This window comes from Ruegeria sp. (genome assembly GCF_965221235.1).
Lineage (GTDB): Bacteria > Pseudomonadota > Alphaproteobacteria > Rhodobacterales > Rhodobacteraceae > Ruegeria.
Window position 1 is genome coordinate 1,303,718 of sequence record NZ_CBDCRS010000004.1, and the last position, 14,506, is coordinate 1,318,223.

The 14,506-nt window shown below is 61.5% G+C and carries 14 protein-coding genes; 4 read left to right on the forward strand and 10 right to left on the reverse strand.

The features are described 5' to 3' along the window. Positions 1-28 precede the first annotated feature (28 nt). From ACOQOY_RS09620 to ACOQOY_RS09630, 3 genes are read right to left on the reverse strand one after another with little or no spacing between them, the layout of a single operon-like run. Entirely contained in the window at positions 29-481 is a 453-nt protein-coding gene (locus ACOQOY_RS09620; RefSeq protein ID WP_420585224.1) for a DUF6173 family protein, read from the reverse strand. A gap of 4 nt (positions 482-485) precedes the next feature. Further along, the gene (locus tag ACOQOY_RS09625; RefSeq protein ID WP_420585225.1) at positions 486-1,532 is read right to left on the reverse strand and encodes an MBL fold metallo-hydrolase; all 1,047 of its coding nucleotides are present in this window, start codon (positions 1,530-1,532) and stop codon (positions 486-488) included. Beyond that, positions 1,532-3,235: an acyl-CoA dehydrogenase gene (locus tag ACOQOY_RS09630; protein ID WP_420585226.1), complete on the reverse strand. Its 1,704-nt coding sequence runs from the start codon at positions 3,233-3,235 to the stop codon at positions 1,532-1,534. The genes ACOQOY_RS09625 and ACOQOY_RS09630 overlap by 1 nt, the downstream gene beginning before the upstream one ends. 136 nt (positions 3,236-3,371) lie before the next feature. Between ACOQOY_RS09630 and ACOQOY_RS09635 the strand changes: the two genes are divergently transcribed. Further along, positions 3,372-4,322 carry an L-threonylcarbamoyladenylate synthase gene (locus tag ACOQOY_RS09635; protein WP_420585227.1) on the forward strand — a complete coding sequence of 317 codons (951 nt, stop codon included), beginning with the start codon at positions 3,372-3,374 and terminating at the stop codon, positions 4,320-4,322. Here ACOQOY_RS09635 and ACOQOY_RS09640 read toward each other — a convergent pair whose 3' ends face one another. After that, positions 4,323-4,877, reverse strand: a complete 555-nt coding sequence (locus ACOQOY_RS09640; protein ID WP_420585228.1) for a YqgE/AlgH family protein — start codon at positions 4,875-4,877, stop codon at positions 4,323-4,325. A 145-nt stretch (positions 4,878-5,022) separates the two neighbouring features. On the opposite strand from ACOQOY_RS09640, the gene ACOQOY_RS09645 reads away from it, so the two are divergent. Together ACOQOY_RS09645 and ACOQOY_RS09650 are read left to right on the forward strand one after the other, a co-directional pair. After that, positions 5,023-5,835, forward strand: a complete 813-nt coding sequence (locus ACOQOY_RS09645; protein ID WP_420585229.1) for a protein-disulfide reductase DsbD domain-containing protein — start codon at positions 5,023-5,025, stop codon at positions 5,833-5,835. A 4-nt stretch (positions 5,836-5,839) separates the two neighbouring features. Then, the gene (locus ACOQOY_RS09650) at positions 5,840-6,259 is read left to right on the forward strand and encodes an NUDIX hydrolase (RefSeq protein ID WP_420585230.1); all 420 of its coding nucleotides are present in this window, start codon (positions 5,840-5,842) and stop codon (positions 6,257-6,259) included. On the opposite strand, the gene ACOQOY_RS09655 is transcribed toward ACOQOY_RS09650, so the two are convergent. From ACOQOY_RS09655 to ACOQOY_RS09680, 6 genes are all read right to left on the reverse strand, one after another. Further along, positions 6,256-9,654, reverse strand: coding sequence for an efflux RND transporter permease subunit (locus ACOQOY_RS09655; RefSeq protein WP_420585231.1), 3,399 nt, complete (start codon positions 9,652-9,654; stop codon positions 6,256-6,258). The genes ACOQOY_RS09650 and ACOQOY_RS09655 overlap by 4 nt on opposite strands. Before the next feature lie 5 nt (positions 9,655-9,659). Further along, positions 9,660-11,114: an efflux RND transporter periplasmic adaptor subunit gene (locus ACOQOY_RS09660; protein ID WP_420585232.1), complete on the reverse strand. Its 1,455-nt coding sequence runs from the start codon at positions 11,112-11,114 to the stop codon at positions 9,660-9,662. 106 nt (positions 11,115-11,220) lie between these two features. Further along, positions 11,221-11,763, reverse strand: a complete 543-nt coding sequence (gene moaB, locus ACOQOY_RS09665; RefSeq protein ID WP_420585233.1) for a molybdenum cofactor biosynthesis protein B — start codon at positions 11,761-11,763, stop codon at positions 11,221-11,223. A 6-nt stretch (positions 11,764-11,769) separates the two neighbouring features. Then, positions 11,770-12,390: a LysE family translocator gene (locus ACOQOY_RS09670; protein WP_420585234.1), complete on the reverse strand. Its 621-nt coding sequence runs from the start codon at positions 12,388-12,390 to the stop codon at positions 11,770-11,772. Further along, the gene (locus tag ACOQOY_RS09675; RefSeq protein WP_420587227.1) at positions 12,390-12,986 is read right to left on the reverse strand and encodes a metallophosphoesterase family protein; all 597 of its coding nucleotides are present in this window, start codon (positions 12,984-12,986) and stop codon (positions 12,390-12,392) included. The genes ACOQOY_RS09670 and ACOQOY_RS09675 overlap by 1 nt, the downstream gene beginning before the upstream one ends. Beyond that, the gene (locus ACOQOY_RS09680; protein ID WP_420587228.1) at positions 12,986-13,750 is read right to left on the reverse strand and encodes a uracil-DNA glycosylase; all 765 of its coding nucleotides are present in this window, start codon (positions 13,748-13,750) and stop codon (positions 12,986-12,988) included. The genes ACOQOY_RS09675 and ACOQOY_RS09680 overlap by 1 nt, the downstream gene beginning before the upstream one ends. An 85-nt stretch (positions 13,751-13,835) precedes the next feature. Here ACOQOY_RS09680 and ACOQOY_RS09685 point away from each other — a divergent pair, with 85 nt between their 5' ends. Continuing rightward, complete coding sequence (locus tag ACOQOY_RS09685) at positions 13,836-14,465, forward strand: scavenger receptor class F, member 2 (RefSeq protein ID WP_420585235.1); 630 nt, start codon at positions 13,836-13,838, stop codon at positions 14,463-14,465. The last annotated feature ends 41 nt before the right edge of the window (positions 14,466-14,506 follow it).

The following is a 14,506-nucleotide window of genomic DNA, read 5'->3' on the forward strand; positions in this document are numbered from 1 at the left end:
GCGCAGACGTGAATTGCAAGTCAGGCGGTCAGCTTTCTTCCAGATCCTTGGCCAGACGGAACCCGATACGGTTGGCGGGCTTGTCCTGCACCGTTTTGGGCAAGGCCCGCAGCATCACGTTCAGCTGGCTGACATGCTGAACCAGTTGAGTCCGCGCCCCGGTCCCGTCCGAGCCATAAAATGTGATGATATCGGGATCGAAATAGCCCATGCCTTCGATCCGCATCACACCGGCATCACCGCCGGTAAAGCCCATTGCAACTTCTTGATCGCCGGTCAGAGTTTGCTCGAAATTCTGGATATACAGGATCAACCGTTCATAGGCCCATTGCGCCGGGCTTTTGGTCTCGACCGGTTTTTGCAATGGGCCAGGCAGGTCTTTTGCACCAGATTTGGCCTCGGGGTTGGCGTGTACTTCGTAGCATCTAGGCAAAGCTGCTGCTTCTGCCGCCTCGGCCGATGTTTCGATCTGGTCCTGCATCGCTCTACCCTTTGCGCTGAAACTCCCACGCCCCGTCCGCGCGCCGCGTCCGGGTGACGGAACCAATGTGGTAGAGATGATTCAGATGTGCAACCGCCTCGACCAGAGCCAGACCATACTCGCCGCCACCGATCTGGCGCTTGAACAGCGGCACGAAGCACTCGGCTGCGGTTTTCGGCGTATCGAGATATTGCTGCAACCGTTCCAGCGCACCGTGGTGATTGTCGATCAGCTGCTGCATCCGCAGCGGCAGACCGGTGAAGGGCAATTTGTGCCCGCCCAAGGCCAGATGGTCGGGCCGTGCCAGCCCTTGCAGCCGCTCACACGCCTCCAGCCATTCGGCAACCGGATCGGCCAGAGGTTCAGTTACATAGACACCCAGATTGGGGCTGATCGAGCTGAGGATCTGATCGCCGGTGATGACCAGATTGTCATCGCAGCTCCAGAAGGTCGCGTGTTCAGGGGCGTGGCCGTTGCCCATGTGCACATCCCAGTCACGCCCGCCCATACGGATCACACTGCCCTGCTTGATCCGGGTAAAGCCCAGCGGCATAGGATAAACTGTGTCACAATAGTTGAACGGGCGCTCGGTCATCCGTTTGGCTAAAATGTCGGGGGCCATGCCCGCGCTGCGGTAATAGTCCAGCGTTTCCTGCGGCCAGCTTTCCTGCACATCCAACTGCAACATGCGCGAAAACAGCCACGCGGTGCGGGTCGTGACCAACTCCACATCATGTTCCGACTGAAACCAGCCCGCATTGCCCACATGATCGGGATGGTGATGCGTGACCACCACACGTCTGATCGGCTTGCCGCCCAGCGGACCGGCCATCAATGTCTCCCAGATGCGGCGGGTCTTTTTCGAGGACATGCCGGTGTCAATCACCGTCCAGCCATCGCCATCATCCAGCGCATAGATATTGACGTGATCCAGCGCCATGGGCAGCGGCAGCCGCATCCACAACACCCCCTCTGCAACTTCGATCGCCTCGCCTGGTGCCGGAGGTTCGGGCCACGGGTATCTCATCGTCAGGGGGGTATCGCCGTCCATTATGCCATCAGTTCTTCGGGGCTGAGAGCGTAGACATCCTCGGCTCCGTTTTGTGCTTGCGCCAGTAGACCGGTGTATTCCGGCAACCGCGTGTTAATATAGAAACGCGCCAGTTTGTAGCGCGAACCATCCGGTTCGGCCAGAGCGGCCTTGAGGTGGTAATGCGCGCCCAAAACGCGGGCAAATGCGTGCAGATATGGCACGGCACCGGCGAAACGCGCGTTCATGTCCGACTGCGCCACAATCCATTCTGTCGTTTCGCGCAGGCTCTCGGTCGACTCCCAGACAGGTCCGGCCAAATCCGGCAGAGTGGCGCGCGCCTGTTCGGCATGATCTTCGATCTCGTCCAGCAGGCGCGAGGCCGCCTCGCCCCCATCCATCATCTTACGGGCCACAAGGTCCATAGCCTGAATGCCATTTGTGCCTTCGTAAATCGCCGTCACACGGGCGTCGCGGTAATACTGGGCCGCGCCGGTTTCTTCGATAAAGCCCATCCCGCCATGCACCTGAACCCCGATCTCGGACACGCGCATCCCGGTTTCCGTACCAAACGCCTTGCAGATCGGAGTCAGCAACGCCGCACGCGCGACCCAATCGGCGTCGCCAGTTGCGGTGCCCATGTCGATCGCCGCGGCGTTGGCCAGCATGATGGCGCGGGCGGCGAACGTATCGGCGCGCATGCTCATCAGCATCCGGCGCACATCGGCGTGGTCAATGATCGTGCCGGACGGTGTCTTGCCCTGCTTGCGCTCCATCGCATAGGCCAGCGCGTGTTGATACGCGCCCTCGGCGGCACCAACACCCTGCCCACCAACACCCAGCCGGGCGTTGTTCATCATGGTGAACATCGCGGCCATGCCACCATGCTCTTTCCCGACAAGCCAGCCCTTTGCCCCGTCATATTGCATCACGCAGGTCGGTGAACCGTGCAGGCCCATCTTATGTTCCAGTGACACCACTTTCAGATCGTTTGCCACGCCGGGATTGCCGTTTTCATCCGGCAGGTATTTCGGCACCAGAAACAGCGAGATTCCTTTGGTTCCCGGCACCCCGTCCGGCAGGCGCGCCAAAACCAGATGGCAGACATTCTCGGTGAAATCATTATCGCCCCACGAGATGAAGATTTTCTGGCCCGTCACAGCGTAAGTGCCATCGCCATTCGCCTCAGCCTTCGAGGTCAGCGCACCGACATCCGACCCTGCCTGCGGCTCGGTCAGGTTCATTGTTCCGGCCCAGTCACCGGCCATCATCTTAGGCAGGTAGAGCGCCTTCAACTCATCGCCGGCGTGATGCTCCAACGCCTCAATCTGGCCCTGCGTCATCAACGGTGCCAGTTGCAGCGACAGGCAAGCGGCTGACATCATCTCGTTCACCGCAGTGGTGACAGCCATCGGCAGGCCCATACCGCCATAGTCAGGATCACCGCTCATCCCGATCCAGCCGCCTTCGGCAATCGCTTTCCAGCCATCGGCATAGCCCGGAGAGGTCCGCAGCACACCGTTTTCCAATCGCGCCGGTTCCAGATCGCCTGGGCGTTGCAGCGGGGCCATCACCTCTTCGCACATCTTGCCTGCCTCGGTCAGGATCGCGCTGACCACGTCCTCGCTGGCTTCTGCAAATTTCTCGGTCGCCGCAATCTGGTCGAATCCGACCACGTGGCGGAACAACAATTCATAATCGGAGATGGGCGCGCGGTATGGCATGGCTTCCCTCGGGGTTGTCTGACTGGTTTTCGCGGCTGGGGTTGGAAATTTCAACACCCGCCTTTATGCATCCTTGATTAATCGAATACGTAACCGGCCCTAGGCTACAAGCAATCAAAACGCGGCGTCACCAGATATGATCCCCAACGGCACTTTGGATTTGGCCGCCGATCCGGGCGGAATCGCACAAGCAGCGGATCTGCTGCGGCAGGGGCTGCTGGTCGCCTTTGCGACCGAGACGGTCTATGGGCTGGGCGGCGATGCCCGCAATGACGAGGCCGTGGCCAGCATCTATGCGGCCAAGGGACGACCCAGCTTTAACCCGCTGATCGCGCATGTGGCTTCGGTCGAGGCGGCGCAACGCTTTGTGGAATGGTCCGACCGGGCCGAGGCTCTGGCCGCCGCGTTCTGGCCCGGCCCGTTGACCATGGTTCTGCCGCTGCGTGCGGGACATGGCATTTCGCAACTGGTGACGGCAGGGCTGGACACATTGGCGGTGCGGGTGCCTGCGCATGGCACAGCTCGGGCGCTTCTGTCCGAGTTTGACGGGGCGGTGGCAGCCCCTTCGGCGAACCCCTCGGGCCAGATCAGCCCGACAACGGCCCAGCATGTGCGCAATGGGCTGAACGGGCGCATCGCCGCGATTCTGGATGACGGACCCTGCGGCGTTGGCCTTGAATCCACCATTGTCGGATTGGCCGGAGAGCCCGCTTTGCTGCGCCCCGGCGGTGTCGCACTGGAACAGATCGAGGCCACCCTGAACACACAACTGCACCTGCATCAGGCCGGAGACCTTCTGACCGCGCCAGGCCAGTTGCAATCGCATTACGCGCCGGACGCGCCGGTGCGGCTGAACGCCCAAACGGCGCAGGGCGACGAGGTTTTGCTGGGCTTCGGCCCGGTCAGCTGCGATCTGAACCTGTCCGAGGATGCCAACCTGACCGAAGCCGCCGCCAATCTGTTCTCGGCCCTGCACAGGCTCAACACTACGGGCCGCCCGATTGCCGTCACACCGATCCCGGATCATGGTTTAGGTGCAGCCATCAATGACCGCCTGCGCCGCGCAGCCGCGCCGCGAGACAGCTGATCAGGCGCGCCCAGCGCTGGCCGACAAGGTCAACGGGTCAACGCCCAGAGTGGCCAGGGCGGCCTCCCATTTCTCATCATCCGGCACGTCGAAAACCAGTTTCTGGCTTGCATCGGTGGTCAGCCAGCCATTCATGGCAATCTCATCCTCCAGCTGGCCGGGACCCCAGCCCGAATACCCCAAGGCCAGAGTGGAATTCAGCGGGCCACACCCCGAAGCCAGATCTTCCAGCACATCCAGCGTCGCGGTCATGCTGAAATCTTCGGAGATTTGCATCGAATGCAGGTTGGCTTCGTAATCCGCGCTGTGCAGGACAAAGCCGCGCGACATCTCGACCGGACCACCGAAATGCACTAGCCGCTCGCCCACAACCGGGACGCGGCAGGCGATGTTGAGTTGCTCAAGCAAGGTTTTGATTCGCAGATCCGACGGTTTGTTGACGATCAGCCCCATCGCGCCGTCATCGCCGTGACTGCACATGTAAACCACCGAATGATCGAACCGCGGATCACCCATGCCCGGCATCGCAATCAACAATTTCCCGGTCAGGTCCATAAGCTATCATCTCTTGCAAATCTCCCCTAAACAATGGCCTTGGCAGACAGGGATTGGCAAGGGATCAGCGCAAAATTCCGAAGATTTCATCCCAGTGACCTGAACGTGACTTGGAATCGCCGGCCGGACCGCGCATTTATTGGGTATGACGCGTTATCTTGCATCCACCGCTGCCGCCCTGTCCGCCTGTTTTTGCCTGACTGCACCTGTGCAGGCACAGGTGGGGGATGGCGTTGTGCATCTGGACGTTCTCGATGGCGGGCGCACCGCCAAAGGCACCTACCTGGGGGCCATGCGGCTGACTCTGAAAGACGGGTGGAAGACTTATTGGCGCGCGCCCGGCGATGCCGGTATCCCGCCGCAGTTTGACTGGAACGGCTCGCAAAACGTGGGGGACGTGTCGATCACATGGCCCGCGCCTGACGTGTTTGTGCAGAATGGCCTGCAATCCATCGGGTACGAGGATCAGCTGGTGCTGCCGGTTGAAATTACTCCGCGGAACCCCGCCAAGCCGGTGCGACTGCGCGGCGAAATGGATCTGGGCGTCTGCAAGGACGTCTGCATTCCCGAGCAGCTGAATTTCGACCACACGCTAAATGCCGACGCGGCGCGCAACCCGGCCATCGCCGCCGCGCTGGCTCAACGCCCCTACTCCGCGAAAGAAGCCCGTGTAAGCGCCGCAAGCTGCCGCCTGAGCCCTTCGTCGGACGGGATGAAGATCGAAGCGCGCGTGACCATGCCCTCGGCTGGTGGGCAAGAGATCACCGTGATCGAACCGGGCAACCCGACGCTTTGGGCCTCACAACCCGAAACCACCCGTCAGGGCGATACGCTGGTGGCGACGGCCGAGGTGGTCAGCGCCTCGGGTGATCCGTTTGCGCTGGACCGCTCGGAAATCCGTATCACGGTGCTGGGCGCAAACCACGCGGTAGATATTCAGGGATGCGACGCGGGTTGACCTGATGAGCCAGACCCCCAAGATCGGTGCGCTGGCCGTCGTCATTCATGACGCGCATGTCCTACTGGTGCAGCGCAGCAAGCAACCTGATGCAGGGCTCTGGGGGTTTCCCGGCGGGCATGTGGAATGGGGCGAAACTGTCATGCAGGCCGCCCAACGAGAACTGCACGAGGAAACCTCGGTCCTTGCGGAGCCATTGCATTATCTCGACAATCTGGACCTGTTGCGTCACGACGATCAGGGGAAGGTGCAAACGCATTACCTGCTGGTGGGTGTCGCCTGCCAATATACCTCTGGTTCGCCGATCGCCGGAGATGATGCGCTGGATGCGCGCTGGTACCCGGTTGAGCAAATCCGGCAAGGCGATCTGGAGATGAGCGCACGGGTCGTCGATCTGCTGGAAACTGCTTTGCGCCCGCGTTAAACCGCCCGTCCCCGCAGGCGCACGTAAAGCAGGCTTGAGACTACAACGCTCAGCAACAGGATCACCAGCGCTCCGGCAAAAAACGCACCTAATCCCATTTGCAGGGCGGCAAGACCATCCTCATCCCCATAAAGAGCCGCCAGCAAACCAGGCGGTCCGCCGCTTATCGCAGGCCACACCATCGTGACTCCGAACCATGACAACAGGACCAGCCCGGTCGTGGTGATCGCCCCCTGCACAAACCGCTCGGGCGCGCGCAGGGCGCGACGCATGGCAGTCATCGGGCGCGACAGGTCGTTCAGAATGGCCAGCAGAGCAGGCACCAGCAACAGCACCAGCAGCATTCCGAAGCCCAACCCATAGACCAACGTGATCACCGTCGGCTTCAGAAACTGCGCCTGTTGCGAACCCTCGTACAGCAGCGGTGTCAGGCCCAGAACCGTTGTCAGCGTCGTCAGCATCACCGGCCGCAACCTGTCGGCCGTGCCTTCGACAATCGAGGGTAACAGCCCACGCTCTTGCTGGTAGCCGTCAATCGTCGTCACCAGCACAATTGAATCGTTGATGATAATCCCCGTCATCCCCAACAGCCCAACGACAGTAAACATGCTGAGCGGCACGTCCCAGATGTAATGACCCCAGATCGTGCCGACCAGGCCGAAGGGGATGATCGCCATCACCACCAAAGGCCGCGACCAGCTGGCAAAAACCCAGGCCAGCACCAAATAGATGCCCGTCAGGCACAAGATTAGGCCAGTGCGTGCTTCGGCTAGGAACTCGTTCTCTTGCTCGCTCAGGCCGGACATCTGCCATTCGATTTGCCGTTGCGCCGCAATTTCGGGCAGAATCTCTTCGCTCATTGCGCGCGTGATCTCGGTCGCGCGGGCCGGATCATCCTCTGAGATATCTCCGTTCACCGTGACCACTCGCAGGCCATTTTCGCGACGGATGGTGGCAAAGCCCGACTTGCGCTGGACCGAGACAATATCAGCCAGAGGCACATAGACCCCGTCCGGCGTCCGCATCAGGGTGCGCTCGAGGAAATCGGCAGTCAGTTCGTTTTCGGGCAGTTCTACCCGAATTTCGGCACTGCGGGGGCCGTCGGGGAAGGTCGCGGCCTCTATCCCGTTCAACCGATTGCGCAGCACGCGGCCCAGCGTATCAATCGTAAAGCCCAATGCCTGACCCTGCGCGGTCAGGTCCAGAATGAACTCTTCCTTGTCATAGGCCAGAGTGTCCTCCAGCGCCGAAACCTCAGGGTATTTGGACAGCTCGGCCTGCAAGTCTTCGGACGCGGCTTTGAGCGTGTCTACATCAGCGCCATAGAAATTGACCTCAATCGCGTCGCCGCCGGGACCGGATCGCCAGCCACGGAAGCTGAGCAGCTCGACCTTTGGATGGCGCGGAACGAATTCCTGCAACTCGCCGACGAATTCAAAGCTGGAATAGGGGCGCAGATCGGCGTCAATCAGTTCTATCGAGATACCACCGAGCAGATCAGCATCCTTGCCCTCAGCCGCAGACAGGCCAAATCCGGCCGTACCGCCAACTTCGGCAAGCACATAGTCGATGGGGTTTCGCCCGTGACGTTCTTCGTAGATCTGGCCCAATTCCTCGGTCGCGCGCTGCAACTCGCGCATCATGGCAAGCGTGTCGTCGCGGGTTGCGCCCTCGACCATGATAAAGTTGCCCGTGACCGATCCGCGCTCGGGCGCGTTGAAAAAGCGCCAGTTCACGTCGCCGCGAATAAACAACGCAATCTGACTGGCCAGAAACACGACCATCACGGCCACAACCACATAGCGCGCCCAGACCACCCAGCCTATCAGCGGTCGGAACAGATGATCGCGAACCCAGCGAAATCCCCTGTTCACCACTCTGTTGGGCAGGTCATACCAATGTTCCTTGGCCGAATGCGCTATGGCATGGGCCATGTGGTTGGGCAGGATCAGAAAACACTCGATCAATGAAGCGATCAGAACGGCGATCACGGTGAAGGGAATGTCGCGGATCAACTCTCCGAACCGGCCACCAATCGCGGTCAGGCCAAAAAAGGCGATCACGGTGGTCAGGGTCGCGGCAAAGACCGGCATTGCCATGCGCCGCGCCGCGCGTTCTGCGGCCACAACGGGTGGTTCACCCAGACGCCGCGCCCGGAAATCTGCATGTTCACCCACCACGATGGCGTCATCCACGACAATGCCCAGCGTAATGATCAGCCCGAACAGCGAAACCATGTTGATCGACAACCCGCCAAGATACATCAGCGCAATGGCGGCGGACATCGCCACCGGGATACCGGCAGCAACCCAAAAGGCGATACGGGCATTCAGGAACAAAAACAGCAGACAGACCACTAGCCCCAGACCGACAAGGCCGTTGTCGATCAGGATGTCCAGACGATCAGTGATCGCCTGCGCCCGGGTTCGGATCAGTTCGACCGTGACACCGGCAGGCAGGCTGGCCTGCATTTCCGCAACCACATCCTGAACCGTCACCTGAATTTCGATGGCATCCCCTAGGTTGGACCGGTCGACGCGGATAGACATGGCCGGACTGTCACCGACAAAATAGCTCCGGTTGCGGTTCACGCCTTCGACATAGATCTGTGCGACGTCCCCGATATAGAGCTTTGAGCCGTCCTCGAAATTGCGCAGGGCGATGCCCTCGATTTCTTCGGGTGTGCGCTTTTCCGTGCCGGTGCGGATGCGGGCATTGGCGCCGGTTACGTCGCCTGCCGGGTTGGCCGTGACCTCACCCGCGATGGCTGCGGCGATGTCAGACAGGGTGATATCATTAGCGATCAGCTGCGCAGTAGGAACCTCGACCACCACGCGGGGCGCGGCCAGACCTCGGATCGTCGTGCGGGTCACACCCACTGCGAACAGGCGGTTGATCAACTCGTCGGTGAACATGGCCAGCTGGTCCGGGGCGACCGGGCCAGTGACGACCACATCTGTCACCCGATCCCGCCAGGCCCCACGCCGGATCGTCGGCTCTTCGGAATCTTCTGGCAGGCTTGTAACCCCGTCGACAGCGGTTCTGACCTCTTCGACGGCGCGCGACATGTCCCAGTTGGGCTCGAACTCCATGCGGATACGCGCCGACCCCTCGCGCGAGGTCGAGGTTGTGCTTGCTACGCCTTCAACCGCAAGCAGCGCGGGTTCCAGCACCTGAACGATGCCGTTATCGACGTCCTCAGGCCCCGCGCCGTCCCATTCTACGTTGACGTCCACCCGCTCGAGAATGACATCGGGAAAAAACTGCGCCCGCATATTTGGGATCGCCGCCGCACCCAGGACCAGCATGACCAGCAACAGCAGATTGGCCACCGTCCGGTGCCGTGTGAAATAGCTGAGGATACCACCTGCCGCGCCGGGGATCTCGCGCATCATGGCGCTTAGCCCCCTGCCCGGTTTTCAATCCGGCGAACCAGAGATGCCGGGACTCTGGCTTCTTCCAGCTGGCCCAGCATCCGGGCCTTTTCGTCCTGCGGAACCCCGTCGCTGGCCTTGACCCGCGCCATCAGATCGGCGCGTTGCTCATCCGACAGTTCCACCATGCCAGCCTCGGCCCCGGCATTCGCCTCAACCCGCAGCGGTCGGACACGGACCCCCGCGCCCAGTAGCGGCGTGCGGCCAATGACCACTTCGCGCCCGGCCAGCCCCTGCCCGCGCAACAGAACTTCGTCGCCCTGACGGCGGATCAGCTGCACCGGCAGCGCCTCAAGCCGGTCATCCGCACCCAGCACCAGCACAGTGCCGACCGCGTCCAGAACTGACGAAGGCAGGCGCACCACATTGTCCAAAGGTTGTTCTTGCACCGATACGGTGACGAAATCGCCCGGTTTGAACCCCGGCGCATCGTCCAGCCGTGCGTAGATCAGCCGCCCCGTCTGCCCCTCACCCGCCGAGCCACTGTCGCGGCTGATACGCCCCGTGGCCGTCAGATCGGTGCCCGTGACCTCAAGCGACACAGTCACCGGCGCGTTGATCAGGTCGCCCTGACCGTCCAGCAGCCGTACGAACTGCGCGGTTGAGACACGGAAGGCCACTTCAAGCGCATGTGGGTCTACCAGTTCGGCCAGCTTTTCATTGGCAGCAACCAACCGCCCTTCGACCAACGTCACATCCGTCAGTGTTCCGGCAAAGCGGGCGCGGATGGTCATGTCGTTCAAATCACGTTCGGCGGCCTCCAACGCGATACGGGCGCGGGCCAGCAGCGTGGTCGCCTGATCCACCCGCGATTCTGCCTGCGCCAGTGCAATCCGCCGCGCCAGAACGGCTTGTTCGGCCACGGCTTTGGCCAGCTCGGCCTCTTCCACCGCAGCAGGTGTTCCGACGCCGCGGCTTTGCAAATCCTGCTGCCGTTGCAGCGCCCGGCCCCGCAAATCGGCCTGCGCTTCAGCCGAGTTCAATTCGTCCTGCGCCAGCAGAAGGGACCGTTCAGCGTCACGTTCTTCAAACTGCGCATCCAACAGGTCAGATTTGGCACGGTCCAGCGCCGATTGCGCGTCTGCCGGGTCCAGTTCCACAAGCACTTCGTCCGCCGAGACAAAGCCGCCATCCTCAAAATCGTCGGCCAGCGCAACCACACGGCCGCCCAGCGCCGCGCGCAGTTCCAAACGTCGGCGGCTTTGAACCTCGCCAAACGCGTCAAGATACGGGGTAACGGTTTCCGGTTCAGCGGGGCGTACACTGACGGCAAACACGCGCTCTCGTGCTTCGGGCGGGTCCTCGTCGCGGTTCAGCACCTCTTGCACGGCGCCAACAATCATCTGAACGGCAACAAACAGCAGCGCCAGCGTCAAAGACGCCAGAAACACACCTACAAGGCTTTGCCTCAGAAATCGCATTAATTACTCACCCCGGTCGCGTCAGGCTGCCACCCGCAAAAGGTAGCTGGACAGAAAAAAATGCCAAGCCACAAAGCGGTTATGAAGTGTTGAACGTAAGACCAGTCTACTTCCGTCGCAGATGTTCGTCCAATCGGGGCATTATTTCCACGAAATTGCAGGGACGATGGCGATAATCGAGCTGTTTTTCCAGAATCCCATCCCACGCGTCCTTGCACGCACCGGGGCTGCCGGGCAGCGCAAACAGATAGGTGCCTCCTGCCACACCACCTGTGGCGCGGGACTGCACGGCGGATGTGCCGATTTTCTCCATGGAAATCAGGGTGAAAACGGTTCCGAATGCCTCAATCTCTTTCTCATAGACATCCCGATGCGCTTCGACCGTCACGTCGCGCCCCGTCAGGCCGGTGCCGCCGGTCGAGATCACAACGTCAATTCCCGGATCACCCGCCCAAAGTCGCAGCTGGGCTGCGATTTCATTACGCTCATCGCGGATGATCTTGCGGTCGACCAGCTCATGGCCCGCGCGTTCGATCCGATCGACCAGTGTCTGACCCGAGCGATCCTCGTCCAGCGTCCGAGTATCCGAGACGGTCAGAACCGCGATCCGAACCGGGATGAATTCCATAGTTTCGTCAATACGCGACATGCGGCGTCAGGCCCTTTCCATGATGGCAAGCCGGACGGCGAGGGCGGTGAAAATCCCACCCGTTACCCAGCCCATGATCCGAGAGGCGCGCGGGTTCGAAATCAGCACCTTTCCTGCGCCTCCGGCAAACACTCCGACCAGCCCGTTTACGATAAAGCCGCCCAGCGCAATGATGATGCCAAAGATCAGAAACTGCGGCAGGATCGGGCCGGAGGCCGGGTTCACGAATTGCGGGATGAACGCCAGCACGAACAGGATGACCTTGGGGTTGGTCAGGTTCACCACCATTCCATCCCGAAACGCGTGACTTGCGGGTTTTGTTGGCGCATCTGCGGATACCGCTCCGTTGCGGATCGCGCCCCACGCGAGATAGAGCAGATAAGCCACCCCCATCCAGCGGATCACATCGAACAGCCAAGGCAGGCTGTTCACTGCCGCGCCCAGACCCAGTCCGGCGAGCAGCACATGGACCATCAGCCCCAAAGAAATCCCCGCACTGGCCACCAGAGCCGGTCGCGATCCTGACCGCAGCCCCTGACCAAAGCAGAACATCATATCCGCGCCGGGGGTAAAATTCAGCGCCAGAGCTGCCGGGATGAACGCCAGAAGCGTTACCGTTTCTATCATCAGGAAACCTCAAACCAGTTTACGCGGGGGCCAAGATTGGCGATCTGTGTGCGGCCAATTGTGCCGCGATAACCCCAGCTGTCATGGATATGGCCGCAAAACGCGAAGTGCGGCTGAACCCGTTCGATTGCGTCACGCACGGCCACCGACCCCACCGCATCGCCCATCGAGGTGACATCGCCATGCCCTTTGGGCGGCGAATGCGCAATCAGGACATCCGCGCCATCACAACGATCCAGTAATTCGGTGGCCTCGGCCTCGGTCATGTCACAGGACCAGTCGCCAAAGGGCGTGGGGGGCACACCATAGCCCAGCCCAAACAGGCGCAAACCATCAAGCGTCATCCCGGTCCCGTGCAGCACATGCACGCCCTCAGGTGCCGCGTCGATCAACTCGCCTGCGCTTTCGGCATTGCCCGGGATCAGCACCAAGGGCGCGTTGATACCCGTTAGCATCTCCATCGCCTCGTCCAGACCCTGACGCATGTTGCAATAGTCTCCGGCGCCGATCACCAGATCAGCCTCGGTGCTGGCGGCCACGACCTCCGCCGCGCGGTTGCGCGCCATATGCAGGTCGGAAAACGCCAAAATGCGCATCATTTGCCCTCCAACCGGGCGTTCAGTTCCAGCAAATCCGCCCAGGCCTGCCGTTTCATCTGCGGCTGGCGCAGCAGGTAGGCCGGGTGGAACATCGGGATAACCGGCAGGTCCAACGCCTGCTCCCATTTCCCGCGCAGCCGGGTGATGCCGCGTTTGCCTAGCACAGCCTGACAGCTGACATTACCCATGATTACCAGAACCTCGGGCTTGGCCAGCGCCACGTGCCGTTCCAGGAACGGTTTCATCATCCCGATCTCTTCGGGTTTGGGATCACGGTTCTGCGGAGGCCGCCATGGCAGCACGTTGGTAATATAGACGTTTTTCGTGCGATCCAGATCAATCGCCGCCAACATTCGGTCCAGCAACTGCCCGGCACGGCCGACAAAGGGCTTGCCTTCCCGGTCTTCCTCACGGCCCGGAGCCTCACCAACGATCATCACCCGCGCGCCCTGCGTGCCGTCGGCAAACACCAACTGCCGCGCACCGCGTTTCAACTCGCAAAGTTCAAACGCATCCATGGCCGCGCGCAGCTGATCTAGTGACGCGGCCCCTTGCGCGGCGGCTTTCGCCACCTGAACCGGATCGACCTTCTGCGGTTTCTCCGGCGCGGCCTGCACGGCAGCAGGCTTCTTGGCTTTGGGCGTGGTATCGGGCAACGCATACCGGTCAACCGGCGCATCGCCGATTGCATCCGTTGCGCCCAGCTCGATCTGCCATTCCAGCAGAGCCCGCGCGGAGTGATAGTCCAGACCCGATTCCATACCCCTCAATCTAACCAGCTTTTGACCGAGGGAAAGCGAATAGACCTTGATCGGGCGACCCGTCGCACCGACCATTGACGTGTTCATGACTGTTCTATTGCGATTCCTTTTGATTTCCCTGCTGCTGATCCCGCTCAGCGGTCCATCTTTTGCGCAACTCTTCGACCGCAACAGCCAGTGTCGCGCCGGTCAGTTCCAATGCGGCAGCCGCTGCTGTTCAGCCGGGCAAAGGTGCAGCTTTGATGGCCACTGCATTCCGCTGGGCGGCACCTATTGCGGCGGTGGACGCACCTGCGGCCCGTTCGAGCGTTGTGTGGCCGGTGGAACCCGCTGCGCCCCGGCCGGGGCCAACAGATGCACCTCACGCGCCGATTGTCCGGGCGGAACCACCTGCAGTGCGCGGGGCGAATGCGAGCGGATCAGACCCGGATTTGAGGCGGATTCAGACACGAGGGGTCTGCAGACCGTTTGCGATGACGGCCTGACCTGCACCGGGGGTACTTCGTGCCTGCCGGGCGGAGGATGCTCGCGCCCCGGCTGGTTCGTCTGCGAGGAAACCGGCTCGCAATGCCGTCCCGGCTTCAAATGTTCCGAACATCAGGGTTGCGTCCCGATCAAGGCGATCGACTGCGGCTATGGCAAGTGGTGCAAACCCGGCGAGCAATGCCTGCCCGAGGGCGGATGCGAGAAACTGCCCGAAGGGTCCGATCCTTAGGTTGCCAGCGGCGGCGCGGCTTCCTATAAGCGGCCCGATTG

Coding starts and splice junctions, on each gene's coding strand:
- ACOQOY_RS09650 (WP_420585230.1), top strand. CDS start 5,840: ATGAGCCAGACCCCCAAGATCGGTGCGCTGGCCGTCGTCATTCATGAC.
- ACOQOY_RS09685 (WP_420585235.1), top strand. CDS start 13,836: ATGACTGTTCTATTGCGATTCCTTTTGATTTCCCTGCTGCTGATCCCG.
- ACOQOY_RS09630 (WP_420585226.1), bottom strand. CDS start 3,235: ATGCCATACCGCGCGCCCATCTCCGATTATGAATTGTTGTTCCGCCAC.
- ACOQOY_RS09640 (WP_420585228.1), bottom strand. CDS start 4,877: ATGGACCTGACCGGGAAATTGTTGATTGCGATGCCGGGCATGGGTGAT.
- ACOQOY_RS09645 (WP_420585229.1), top strand. CDS start 5,023: ATGACGCGTTATCTTGCATCCACCGCTGCCGCCCTGTCCGCCTGTTTT.
- moaB (WP_420585233.1), bottom strand. CDS start 11,763: ATGTCGCGTATTGACGAAACTATGGAATTCATCCCGGTTCGGATCGCG.
- ACOQOY_RS09675 (WP_420587227.1), bottom strand. CDS start 12,986: ATGCGCATTTTGGCGTTTTCCGACCTGCATATGGCGCGCAACCGCGCG.
- ACOQOY_RS09680 (WP_420587228.1), bottom strand. CDS start 13,750: ATGGAATCGGGTCTGGACTATCACTCCGCGCGGGCTCTGCTGGAATGG.
- ACOQOY_RS09670 (WP_420585234.1), bottom strand. CDS start 12,390: ATGATAGAAACGGTAACGCTTCTGGCGTTCATCCCGGCAGCTCTGGCG.
- ACOQOY_RS09625 (WP_420585225.1), bottom strand. CDS start 1,532: ATGGACGGCGATACCCCCCTGACGATGAGATACCCGTGGCCCGAACCT.
- ACOQOY_RS09655 (WP_420585231.1), bottom strand. CDS start 9,654: ATGATGCGCGAGATCCCCGGCGCGGCAGGTGGTATCCTCAGCTATTTC.
- ACOQOY_RS09620 (WP_420585224.1), bottom strand. CDS start 481: ATGCAGGACCAGATCGAAACATCGGCCGAGGCGGCAGAAGCAGCAGCT.
- ACOQOY_RS09660 (WP_420585232.1), bottom strand. CDS start 11,114: ATGCGATTTCTGAGGCAAAGCCTTGTAGGTGTGTTTCTGGCGTCTTTG.
- ACOQOY_RS09635 (WP_420585227.1), top strand. CDS start 3,372: ATGATCCCCAACGGCACTTTGGATTTGGCCGCCGATCCGGGCGGAATC.